Source organism: Phenylobacterium sp. (assembly GCF_046590535.1).
Lineage (GTDB): Bacteria > Pseudomonadota > Alphaproteobacteria > Caulobacterales > Caulobacteraceae > Phenylobacterium.
Window position 1 is genome coordinate 1 of sequence record NZ_JBKJTG010000193.1, and the last position, 2,706, is coordinate 2,706.

Sequence of the window (2,706 nt, forward strand, 5' to 3'; positions counted from 1 at the left end):
GGGATGCCGGCGGCGATCTTCGCGGCGGACCGGGGCGCGCGCGTACTGATCCTTGAGGCAGAGGCGGAGATTGGCGGATCGCTTTGGGTCAGCACCGGCCAGATGAGCGCAGCCGGATCGCGTGTACAAAAGGACAAGGGGATCGAGGATACGCCCGACGAGCACTACGACGACATTATGCGGATCAGCCGGGGCACGGCCAATCCTGGCATCGTTCGGCTGGCGGTGGACAACGCCGCCGACACTTTCGACTGGCTGTGCGACCTCGGCCTAGTCGTCGAACCGCATCACCCGATTACCGGTTGGGGCCACGAGCACTACAGCAAGCGGCGCTACTACTGGGCCCCCGAGGGCGGGCTCTCCATCAAGGCGGTGCTGACGCCCCAGGTGGACAAGCGCGTGGCCGAGGGCCGCATCGCCGTGCGCGTGCAGCACAAGGTGGTCGAGCTTCTGACCCAGGACGGCGGCGTGACTGGGGTGGTGGCCCAGGATGCCGACGGCGGCCGTCACGCCTTCTCGGCTCGCAAGGTCGCCCTGACCAGCGGCGGCTACGGCGCCAATCCGCAGATGTTCGAGGCCTTGTCGGGGGTGCCGCAATATTCCGCCGCCGCCTATCGCGGCTCACAGGGCGTCGGCCACCGGCTCGGCGAGGCGGTCGGCGGGGTGCTGCGCGGCGCAGAGCATTATTTCATCGGCTTCGGTTCGGTGCTGGAGGGCCACGTCTATCCCGCACCGACGGTGGCGCGCCTGATCACCGCGCCGGAGCGCCGCCAGCCGTGGGAAATCTACGTCAATGTGCTCGGCGAGCGCTTCGTGCGCGAGGATATCCCCAGCGTCGACGCCCGGGAGAACGCCTTGTTCGTCCAGCCGGACAAACGCTACTGGGTGATCTTCGACCAGGCGATTCTGGATGCGGCCCCGCCGATGGTCGACGACTGGTCGCGCGACGAGGTCGCCGCGGCGTTCGACGGTTCGCGCACATCCTTCATCAAGGCTGACACGCTGACAGCCCTGGCGGCGGCCGCGGGCATCGACGCCGATGGGCTCGCCCGCAGCGTGGAAGGCTACAACTACGGCGTGCAAACCGGCCACGACTTCTTCGGCCGCGCCCATCGGCCCTTGCCGATCAGCCGGACTCCATTCTACGCCATCCGCCAGCAAGGCGCGACGGTCACCAGCGCGGTGGGGCTGGCGGTGAACGACGGGCTGCAGGTGGTTCGCGCGGATGGATCTGCGATCCCAAATTTGTTCGCGGCCGGAGAGATCCTCGGTTCGTCGCAGACCATGGGCCGATCGGCCTGTGGCGGCATGATGGTGACCCCGGCCATGACGTTCGGACGGCTGCTGGGCCAGACGATCATTCCCCTGGAGTAGACCTGATGAGCCTGCCCAGAGCCCAGAACATCTCCAGCCATCGTCGCGGCTACGTCGACGGCGTCTGGGGCCAAGTCCACTACCGCGAGGCTGGGCAGGGCGACCCGTTCGTGCTGATCCATCAGGTGCCCTGGTCGTCGGTCCAATACCACAAGGTCATGGCGCCCCTGGCCGCCGCCGGCCTGCGGGTGATCGCCCTGGACAGTCCAGGCTGCGGCATGTCCGACGCCGCGGACGGATACAAGACGGCGGAGGAATTCGCCGACAACATCGCCCGGGCGCTGGACGGGCTGGGCCTGGACCGTGTGGCCATCACTGGCCACCACACCGGGGCCCTGCTGTCTCCCTGCTTTGCCGCCCGCCACCCTGATCGCGTCTCGGCCCTGGTGATCGACAACGCTCCCCTATGGAGCGCTGAGGAGCGCGGCGAGAAGCAGGCGCTGACCGGCAGCGACACGGCGATCAAGAGCGACGGCAGCCATTTCACCGACCGCTGGGAGCGGGTACGCAAGCTGGGCGATCCAGACTGGAGCGACGAGTCGGTGCAGACTGCGGTGCTCAGCTTCTACAACAACGGCGTTCATGCCGAGCACGCCTATTGGGCGGCGTTCCGCTACGACCTGATCGCCGACCTGCCCAAGATCGCCTGTCCGACACTGCTCATGGCCGGCGCCAAGGACATGCTCTATTCGTCCGCCGCCAAGATCAGGGCCATCCGTCCCGACTTCGAGTACGCCGAGCTTGACGGCGGCGTGGCCATGCAACTGGAGCGGCCCGACTATTGGGCGGGACCGGTGATCGCGTTCCTTAAGGCCCAAGTGCTTGGTTGACGGTTCGGGTTCAGATCGCCGCGCGTCCGGCTACGGCTGGTATGTGCTGATCCTGCTGACCGCTGTCCACGTGCTGGGCTACATCGACCGTTGGATCCTCAGCCTGCTGATCGAGCCGATCAAGGCGGACCTCGGCCTCAATGATTTCCAGATCGGCCTGTTGCTGGGGCCGGCCTTCGCCCTGCTGTTCATCACCTTTGGGGTGCCGTTCGGCTGGCTGGCCGACCGGGTGGAGCGTCGGCGGCTTCTGGCCGCCGGCATTGCCCTGTGGTGCCTGTTTACCGCCGGCTCCTGCCTCGCCAAGGATTTCCCGACCCTGTTCTTGATGCGCATGGGCGTGGGCATCGGCGAGGCGGTGCTGGCGCCATGCGCCTTTTCCTTGATCGCCGATTTCTTCCCGGCCATGCAGCGGCCGCGCGCGGTGAGCATTTTCATGACCGGCACCTTTATCGGCGCCGGGACGGCCTTCCTCATCGGCGGGCCGATCATCACCTACTTGGAG

Annotated in this window: 3 protein-coding genes; all 3 read left to right on the forward strand. The window is 67.0% G+C overall.

The genetic code is table 11. From position 1 onward, the window contains the following. A partial coding sequence (locus ACLL81_RS11490; protein ID WP_411288479.1) for an FAD-binding protein occupies positions 1 to 1,374 on the forward strand: 1,374 nt, incomplete at its 5' end. Between the two features lie 5 nt (positions 1,375 to 1,379). After that, complete coding sequence (locus tag ACLL81_RS11495) at positions 1,380 to 2,204, forward strand: alpha/beta fold hydrolase (RefSeq protein ID WP_411288480.1); 825 nt, start codon at positions 1,380 to 1,382, stop codon at positions 2,202 to 2,204. Continuing rightward, positions 2,197 to 2,706: MFS transporter (locus tag ACLL81_RS11500; protein WP_411288481.1), on the forward strand; the 510-nt coding region annotated here is incomplete at its 3' end. The genes ACLL81_RS11495 and ACLL81_RS11500, both read left to right, overlap by 8 nt.